This window comes from Luedemannella flava, from assembly GCF_039528515.1.
GTDB classification, from domain to species: Bacteria; Actinomycetota; Actinomycetes; order Mycobacteriales; family Micromonosporaceae; genus Luedemannella; species Luedemannella flava.
On sequence record NZ_BAAALT010000369.1, the window covers coordinates 1 to 8,426 of the forward strand.

Genomic DNA, 8,426 nt, shown 5'->3' on the forward strand with positions numbered 1-8,426 from the left:
AGCGGATCGCCGGGTGCCAGCGCCCGCGCAGGGGCGGCAGGGCCGGGCGCCGGAGCGTAGCTGCTCGACGCATAGGTCGGCAGGCCGGAGTAGGGCGCCGGGACCGCGCCGGTCGCCGTGCTCGCCGTGTACGCGGCCGTCGCGTCCGCGGCGAGCGGCTGCCAGGCGGCCGGCTGGCCGAGGCCCGCGGGCCGGGGCGCCGTCCACACGGTGTCCTCGTCAGGGAGGTTGTCGAAATCGTCGTTCACGTCAACTTCCGATCACGTAGATGGAGCGCAGGACCTCGTCGAGGGTGGTCACGTTGGCCTCCACGAGCCGGGCCGCCTCCTCCTGGAGCGTGCGCATGCCCTCGGCCCGGGCGACCTTGCGGACCTGGTCGTGCGGGGCGCGCGCGAGGACCAGTTCGCGGATGGCATCGGTGACTGGCATGAGCTCGTACACACCGATCCGCTCGAGAAAGCCGGTCTGGGCGCAGAAGTTGCAGCCGTGCCCGCGCAGGAAACCCTGGGCCGGCGGCCGGCCGCCGATCGCCACCAGCAGCGCGAGCTCCTCCGAACTGGGCTGGTACGGCCCCCGGCAGTGCGGGCACATGCGCCGGACCAGCCGCTGCGAGACCACCGCGGTGACCGACGAGGCCACGAGGAAGCTCTCCATGCCCATGTCCAGCAGGCGGTGCAGGGCTGCCGGCGCGTCCGTGGCGTGGATCGAGGAGAGGACGAAGTGGCCGGTCAGCGCCGCCTGCACGGCGATGCGCGCGGTCTCCACGTCGCGGACCTCGCCGACCAGGATGACGTCCGGGTCCTGGCGCAGGATCGACCGCAGGCCCGTCGCGAAGGTGACCCCGGCCTGCTCGTTGATCTGGATCTGGCTGATCGACTCTACCCGGTACTCGACCGGGTCCTCGATCGTCATCACGTTGCGCTCGGGGGTGTTTAGCTCGGCGAGCGAGCCGTAGAGCGTGGTCGTCTTGCCGCTGCCTGTCGGCCCGGCGCAGATGACCATCCCGTACGGCGACCGCAGCAGCGACTGGTAGCGGGCGGCCACGTCCTGCGGCATGCCGAGCTGCTCCAGGCGGTACAGCGTGCGGCTCTTGTCGAGCACCCGCATGACCACCTTTTCGCCCTCGACAACCGAGGTGGTGGAGACGCGGATGTCCACGCCGCGTCCCTCGATCTCCAGGCTGATCTGGCCGTCCTGCGGCCGGCGGCGCTCCACGATGTTCATGCCAGCCATGATCTTGATGCGGCTGACGATGACCGGGCCCATGGCCGGCGGCAGGTCGAGCACGTCGTGCAGCGCGCCGTCGATGCGGTAGCGCACCCGGATCCGTTCGGGCTGCGGCTCGATGTGGATATCGGAGGCCCGGTCGCGCAGGGCCTGCGTGATCATCAGGTGGACTACCTGCACCACCGGTGCGTCGTCGTTGACCGACGCCACATCGGCGCGCGTGGTGGCGCCGCCCCGTGTTGCGGCCTGCGACTCGAACGCCTGCACGTGCGAAGCGACACCCGCCAGCGCCCGGTAGTTGAGAGCGATCGCCTGCGCGATGTCGGACTCGCGCGCGACGCAGGCCCGCACGGCGCGCCCGAGTCGGCGCTGGAGTACCGCGAGCAGCGCCGGCGACGGCACCGGGACGGCCACGATCACGCCGTTCGGGTCCGCAGCCAGCGGGATCGCAGTCAGTTCGCGCGCCGTCGCCTCGTCCATAAGGCCGAGCGCGGCCGGCTGCGGCACGGTCTCGCGCAGGTCGACCACCTCGAGACCGTGGTGCACAGCGACCGCCGCCGCGAGGTCCCGCTCGGTGACGACACCCATGCCGACCAGCCGCTGCCCGAGGTAGCGGGGTGCGCCCCGCTGGGCGTTGGCCAGCGCGGCGACGACGTGCCCGCGGCTGACCACGTTGGCGTCGACGAGCACCTCGCCGAGCCGCTTGCCGCCCGGCACGACCTCAAGGTCGGTCGGCGCAACGGGACCCAGGAGCGGCTCGGCGCCGACGGGCTCGGCGGTTACCGTGGCGGTAGTTCTACCGAACTTCATGCCGGCGCACCCACCATCGCCGGCGGCCGGGGGGCCTCGACCTCCTTGGGGTAGAGGCTGCGGGCCACCGCGTCGTCGTAGGTGATCACGCCGTTGCGGACCAGGGCGGACACCGACTGCTCGAAGCTGACCATGCCCTCGCGCTGGCCGGTGACCAGGGAGTTGCGCAGCTGGTGCGTCTTGCCTTCCTTGATCAGGTTGCGGACCGCGGTGTTGGCGATGAGCACCTCGTACGCGGCCACGAGGCCGCCGCCGACGCGGGGGATGAGCCGCTGGTAGACGATGCCGGTGAGCGCGGCGGCGAGCTGTGTGCGCACCTGTGCCTGCTGCTCGGCCGGAAAGACGTCGATGATGCGGGCAAGGGCCTGCGCGGTGTCGTTGGTGTGCAGCGACGCAAGGACCAGGTGGCCGGTCTCGGCGATGCTGAGCGCGAACTGGACGGACTCCAGGTCGCGCATCTCGCCGACGAGCAGGACATCCGGGTCGGCGCGCAGCGCGGCGCGCAGGGCGTTGCTGAAGCTCTCGGTGTCCGAGCCGACCTCGCGCTGGTTCACGGTGGCGCGCTTGTGGTCGTGGACGTACTCGATGGGGTCCTCGATGGTGAGGATGTGGCAGGCCCGGTCCGTGTTGATCTCGTTGACCATCGCGGCCAGCGTGGTCGACTTGCCGGAGCCGGTCGGTCCGGTCACCAGGATGAGGCCCTGGTGCTGGCGGGTGAAGTCGAAGAGCGCTGAAGGCAGACCCAGGGTGTCCATGGTCGGCACCTGTCGGGGCACGAGGCGCAGCGCGATGGCGGTGCGGCCGCGTTGGCTGAACGCGTTGCCACGGACCCGGGCCAGGTCGCGCCAGGTGAAGGAGAAGTCGTGCTCCCGGCGCAGCGACAGCGACGCTGCCTCCGACGGGGTCAGCAGCTCCAGCAGGAGCCCATCGGTCTCCTCGGCGGTCAGCGCCGGGTATCCCCAGATGCCCGTCAGCTCGCCGTGCACCCGCTGCTGTGGTGCCTGACCGGCGGTGAGCAGCAGGTCGGTGCCGCCGGCCCGCCACACGGCCTCCAGCATCGCGTCGACGCGACTGCCGACAAGTGCCCGTTCCTGCATGGTCAATCCTCCGGTTCGGTGATCGGTGGGTGGTGCCTACGGGGCGACGGCGCCATGCGCCGCCGCCCCATGAAGCAACCCGTCAGGGGGTGCAGCTGGCGGGACCCACGACACCGGTGTCGGTGAGCGTGATGGTGTAGCCGTTGCCGCCCGGCACGTCCTTGATCAGACCCTCGGTCTTCAGCACGTTGAGGCGAGCCGTGTCGTCGGCGCCGGCCGGGTACTTGTTGTACTTCGCGTAGTACGCCTCGGCGGCGACCTCGACGACCTTCTTGTCCGAGGTGCAGGCCGCGGCGGTGCCGCGGTCCTTGATGCCCTTGACGGCGAAGACGACGGCGCCGGCGAGAACGCCGAGAATGACGATGACGATGAGGAGCTCGATGAGCGTGAAGCCGCTCTCGTTGCGCCGAACTGCGCTAATGCGATCCCGCATGGTGACTCCAGGGTGGTGAGGGCGGTCGAGGGGGACCGCGATGAGCTGGCCGGGAACGTATATCGGCAGGTCAGAGCACTTCCAGGCCCTCATCCGTTCGGGTATTCGGGCGCTCCGAACGGCGTCGGGCGCCCGACTTGGGCGCCCGACGGGGGTCAGCAATTGAGGCGTTTTGTCGACGCACTGTGAGCGACCGGATGCGCGGCGTCGATGATGGGCGTCCGGGCTGTCGGCTGGCTGACAGACTCCATTGTGGAACGACAATCCGGACAGCCGGGCCGCGCAGAGATCAATTCAGGCGCCGCGTCGGCGTGTTCTGTCAGGTAGCCGACGGACGGTTCAGCTCAGGTGAGCCCGGCGACGGGGTCACCGCCGCCGGGCGTACCAGGTGAAAATGGTCTTAACGAACGGATCGGATCAGCTGCGCGAGCTCGGCCACCTGGGGGTCCGAGGTGTCGCGGTAGGCGGCGTCCGCGACCGTCGCGAGCTCCCGCAGATAACCCATGGAGGAGTACGTGCCGCCGCGCAGCGCCTCGGCGAAACCCGCCGCCGCGTAGTCAACGCGCAGGCGCGGGGACGTCGCGGCGAAGTCGCGGTTCAGGTCGGTCACGCGCACCTCGGCCGCCGCCTCCCGCGCCTCGCCGCCCACCGGGTCGAGCCAGCGCACGCGCGCCTGCGCCACCCGGCCGGTCGCCTCGGGTCGCAGCCGCACCAGGTAGAGCGCGGTGACGCTGTGGCCGGGGCCGACCTCGCCGCCGTCGACCGAGTCGTCGCGGAAGTCCTCGGCGGCCAGGCTGCGGTTCTCGTAGCCGACGAGCCGGAAGCTCGCCACGGTCTGCCTGTCGAACGTCACCTGCGCCTTCGCGTCGCGGGCGCGCACCGTCAGCGTCGCCGGCAACTGGTGCACGAACAGCTCCCGCGCCTGCGCCGGCTCCGAGACGTAGGTGACGAACCCGTCGCCGGAGTCGGCCAGCTGCTCCATGAGCTGGTCGCCGTAGTCGCTCCCGACGCCCACACCGAGCAGCGCGATCTGCTTCGCGGCCGCCTCGCGGACCTGGCGCAGGATCGGCTCGGCCGACGTGGCGCCGACATTGGCCAGCCCGTCCGACAGCAGGATCACCCTGTTCGTCGCGCCCTGCCGGAATCCGTCGCGCGCCACCTGGTAGCCGGTGACGAGGCCGTCCTCCAGGTTGGTGCTGCCGCCGGGGGACAGGTCGTCGATCGCGGCGTGCAGCGCCCGCCGGTTGCTCACCGGCGTCATGGGCCGCAGCACCTTCGCCCGCGACTCGTACGCGACGATCGCCACCGCGTCGGTGCCGCGCAGCTGGTCGACGAGCGTGTGCAGGGCGTCCTGGACCAGGTCGAGCCGGCCCGCCTCGGACATCGAGCCCGACGTGTCGATGACGAACGTGAGGGCCGCGTCGCGCCGGCTGCTCTCGTCCTCGGCCCGGGTCTGCAGGCCGATGCGCAGCAGCCGGGTGTCCGTGGCCGACTCCTCGGTCTCCGCGGCGAAGCCGGGCAGGCGCGCCCCGTCGACGTTGACGGTGAAGCCCGACCCGTACGGCTGGGGGTAGTCCTGCTTGAACGCGTTGACGAACTCCTCGGCCCGCACGTCGCCCGCGTACGGCCGCCGGCCGTCGAGGATGAGCCGCCGGGCGTACGTGTACGACGCGGTGTCGATGTCGATCGCGAACGTCGACTTCGCGCTGTCGTTGCCCTGGTAGCCGGGCTCGTCAGCGTTGCTGTCCGCGCCCTTGCCGGCCTCCTGGCGGGGCGCGGAGGTGTAGCCGCTGTCCTTCTCCGCCTTGGAGCAGCCGGCGAGCGCGAGCAGGGCCACGCCCAGGACCGCGACGGTGGAACGGAATCTATGGGTGCGCATCGAAGCTCCTCACCATGAAAATGCCATGACGTCAGTGAGACGCAGCGATGTCGCGTCCGGCACCCCTCGTGACCGGTCCGCAATGAAGGCGTTAGCGGGATAGATGTCAAACGACCGGTTCGTAACCGACCTGAGAGCGCGCCGTTACCCGCGCCTCAACAGTCCGATGTGGTCAGTGCAGGTGTGGCACGGTGCCGAGGAGCCACGCCAAGGGCTGTCGCTCACCCGCTTCGTGATACTCCCGGTTCGCGGACAGCTCATGGCGGATCACGGTGTTGGCGGCGTCGCGTTCGACGATCCAGTACCGGGGGATGCCGGCCTTGGCGTACTCGTCCTTCTTGACGATCCGGTCGACGACCTCGGAGCCTGCGGAGACCACCTCGACGACGAGTAGCAGCCCGTCCAGGCCGGCGTAACTCGACCGCGCGCGGCGCGGCGGCTTGCCCGCTGCCCAGACGCTCAGGTCGGGTACCCTTCCGCCGCCGACGTCGATACCGCAGTCGACCGTCACCTGCTCGGGCCCCAGCCCGTTGGTGAGCAGCCAGGCCATGAGGCGGCTGACCAGCAAAGAGTGCTCCGGATCCGCGGGGGGCATGACGGACAGCACTCCCTCGGGACTCAACTCGTACCGGTGGTTCTCGTCCGCGGACGCCATCTGTGCAAGATCATCCAAGGTGACGTGCGTGGGCATCTGCGCACCCACCGCCTCAGCGCTCACGTCCACCCCCTCGGCCCCGACATTACTACCCGGAGGCCGCGGTCACGTTTCGACGGGACGTGGAAGCTTCATGGGTACGCCGTTGGTGAGCTGGGTGAACCGGGACAACCTGGGTGCGTGTCGTTGACGGTGCTCGATCGGCGTGTCGACCATGGCGGACACGTGCCGTCCCAGTTCCCGGAGGCTTTCCATGTCCGCCACCTCCCGGCTTTCGCGCCGGCGTCGGCTCAGTGCGGCGGTGGCCGTCCTCGCGGCCGTCGCGACCGGAGCCGTCATAGTCATCGCGCGGCCCGCCGACGCGGCCGCCACCCACAACTACGCTGAGGCGTTGCAGAAGTCGCTGCTGTTCTACGAGGCCCAGATGTCGGGCAACCTCCCGTCGTGGAACCGCGTGAAGTGGCGCGGCCCGTCCACCGTCAACGACGGCAAGGCGCAGGGCGTCGACCTGTCCGGCGGGTTCTACGACGCCGGCGACCACATGAAGTTCGGCTTCCCGATGGCCGCCGCCATCACGACCCTGGCGTGGGGCGGCGTCGACTACCGCAGCGCCTACTCGTCGTCGGGGCAGCTCACACACTTGATGAACAACCTGCGCTGGGCCAACGACTACTTCGTCAAGGCGCACTCCGCGCCCAACGAGCTGTGGGTGCAGGTCGCCAACGAGTCCGACCACAACTTCTGGGCGCCGCCGGAGACGGTGGAGGCCAAGGGCAAGGACCGCACGGCATACAAGATCACGGCGTCGTGTCCGGGCACGGACGTGGCCGCCGAGACCGCCTCGGCGATGGCGTCGTCGTCGATGGTGTTCCAGTCGACCGACCCGGCGTACGCGGCGACCCTGCTCACGCATGCCAAGCAGCTGTTCACCTTCGCCGACACGACGAAGGGCACCGACGGGCGCGACACCGCGTACGTCAAGTGCGTGCCGCAGGCCGCGAGCTTCTACAACTCCACCACCGAGGGCGGCACGCAGAACCCGGCCACCCCGCGCGTGTACTGGGACGAGCTGGCCTGGTCGGCGCTGTGGCTCTACCGCGCCACCGGCGACGCGACGTACCTGGCCCGGGCCAAGGAGTTCTACCCCAAGATGGGTACCCAGGCCGACGTCGGCTCCACCACCCAGGTCCCGGTCTACGGCTTCGGGTACGGCTGGAACGACAAGGAGTACGCCGTCTACGCCATGATGGCGAAGCTGACCGGCGAGCAGCAGTACAAGGACGACACCCAGCGGTACCTGGACTACTGGTCGGTGGGCTACAAGGGCGCCAAGGGCAAGACCCTCTCGGGCGGCCTGGCGTTCATCTTCTACTGGGCGTCGCTGCGCATGGCGGCGAACACCGCGTGGGTCGCGCTCACCTACGCCGACACGCTCGGCGCGAGTGACCCGCTCTACACCCGCTACCGCGACTTCGCCAAGACGCAGATCGACTACGCGCTCGGCACGAACCCGGCCAACCACAGCTACATGATCGGCTTCGGGGTGAACCCGCCGAAAAACCCGCACCACCGGGGCGCGCACGGCTCGTGGTCGGACTCGATGAACGAGCCGACCTACACCCGCCACACCCTCTACGGCGCGCTCGTCGGCGGCCCGGGCGAGGACGGCACCTGGGCCGACTCCCGGTCGGACTTCGTCAAGAACGAGGTGGCCCTCGACTTCAACTCCGGCATCACCTCATCGCTGGTCAGGCTCTATTCCGAGTACGGCGGGACGCCGCTTGCGAGCATTCCCGCCGAGACGCCGGACATGACCGAGATCTACCTCGACACGACGGCGACCGCCCAGACCAACGGGGTGACCATCAAGACCCTGCTCTGGAACAAGTCGGCGTGGCCGGCGCGGGTGCTGGACAAGGCGTCGCTGCGCTACTTCTTCACCCTCGACGGGTCGACGACCCCGAGCCAGATCACGGTCACCTCGCCGTACTCGAACTGCCAGAAGCCCACCGGGCCGACGCAGTACTCGGGCAGCGTCTACTACGTGAACGTGGACTGCACCGGGACGCTGAGCTTCCCGGGCGGCCAGTCGGAGTCCAAGCGCGAGGTCCAGCTGCAGATCATGAGCAGCGGCTCGTGGGACGCGACCAACGACTGGTCGGCGCAGTCGACCAACAACCTCGCCCTGTACCAGGACGGCGCGCTGATCTGGGGCAACCCGCCCGGCGGCGCCCCCACGTCCGCCCCGCCGACCTCGACCCGCCCGACCACGGCCGCGCCGACCACGGCGGGTCCGACGACGGCCGGGCCGACCAGCGCCGCGCC

6 protein-coding genes and 1 pseudogene are annotated in these 8,426 nt (G+C 70.1%); 1 reads left to right on the forward strand and 6 read right to left on the reverse strand.

Going from position 1 to position 8,426, the window contains the following annotated elements:
- The 6 genes and pseudogenes from ABD211_RS33685 to ABD211_RS33710 all read right to left on the reverse strand — a co-directional run.
- Positions 1-248 (reverse strand): annotated as a pseudogene (locus ABD211_RS33685) (hypothetical protein); the annotation flags it as partial.
- Between the two features lies 1 nt (position 249).
- Positions 250-2,037 carry a GspE/PulE family protein gene (locus ABD211_RS33690; RefSeq protein WP_344140681.1) on the reverse strand — a complete coding sequence of 596 codons (1,788 nt, stop codon included), beginning with the start codon at positions 2,035-2,037 and terminating at the stop codon, positions 250-252.
- Positions 2,034-3,134 (reverse strand): type IV pilus twitching motility protein PilT, encoded by a 1,101-nt coding sequence (locus ABD211_RS33695; RefSeq protein ID WP_344140683.1) that lies wholly within the window; start codon positions 3,132-3,134, stop codon positions 2,034-2,036. Before ABD211_RS33695 ends, ABD211_RS33690 begins: the two co-directional genes overlap by 4 nt.
- Before the next feature lie 82 nt (positions 3,135-3,216).
- The gene (locus tag ABD211_RS33700) at positions 3,217-3,567 is read right to left on the reverse strand and encodes a type II secretion system protein (RefSeq protein ID WP_344140685.1); all 351 of its coding nucleotides are present in this window, start codon (positions 3,565-3,567) and stop codon (positions 3,217-3,219) included.
- 400 nt (positions 3,568-3,967) lie between these two features.
- Complete coding sequence (locus ABD211_RS33705; RefSeq protein ID WP_344140688.1) at positions 3,968-5,446, reverse strand: vWA domain-containing protein; 1,479 nt, start codon at positions 5,444-5,446, stop codon at positions 3,968-3,970.
- Between the two features lie 172 nt (positions 5,447-5,618).
- Positions 5,619-6,164 carry a Uma2 family endonuclease gene (locus tag ABD211_RS33710; RefSeq protein ID WP_344140690.1) on the reverse strand — a complete coding sequence of 182 codons (546 nt, stop codon included), beginning with the start codon at positions 6,162-6,164 and terminating at the stop codon, positions 5,619-5,621.
- Between the two features lie 190 nt (positions 6,165-6,354).
- Here ABD211_RS33710 and ABD211_RS33715 point away from each other — a divergent pair.
- The coding region (locus tag ABD211_RS33715) for a glycoside hydrolase family 9 protein (RefSeq protein ID WP_344140692.1) at positions 6,355-8,426 on the forward strand (2,072 nt) is incomplete at its 3' end.